The sequence below is a fragment of the Embleya sp. NPDC050493 genome (assembly GCF_044458105.1).
GTDB lineage: Bacteria > Actinomycetota > Actinomycetes > Streptomycetales > Streptomycetaceae > Embleya.
The window spans coordinates 5,993-6,360 of the sequence record NZ_JBITHP010000067.1; the positions used below are offsets into that span (position 1 = coordinate 5,993).

At 73.6% G+C, this 368-nt stretch carries 1 pseudogene; it reads left to right on the forward strand.

What is annotated here, in order from left to right:
• Positions 1 to 144: 144 nt before the first annotated feature.
• A pseudogene (locus tag ACIBM5_RS47010) lies at positions 145 to 368 on the forward strand (hypothetical protein); the annotation flags it as partial.

Genomic DNA, 368 nt, shown 5'->3' on the forward strand with positions numbered 1-368 from the left:
GGGGGGGCCCCCCCACCTTTGCCCGGGTTGGCCCAACTTCCCCCGGACCCCAAACACCTTGTTTTCCCCGGGGGGGGGGGGGCGGCGCGGCGGGGGGGCCCCCCCCCCCGCGCCGCATACCCCCTTCGTGCACGGATCGAGAAAGTGAGCGGGACCCCCATGTCCTCACTCGGTTCTTCCCCTTCGTCGTCCCGTCGCCGGTTGTTGGCCGCGGGTGGTTTGGGCGGGCTGTTGCTCGCCGGCACGGCGGCCGCGGGTACCGCCTCGGCCTCACCCGACGACGATCGTGACGGTGGGCGTCGCGAGTTCTCCGGCGGTGTGCCGACGGTCGCCGCGTTGTTGGACCTGGACACCCGCAAGGTGGCCCC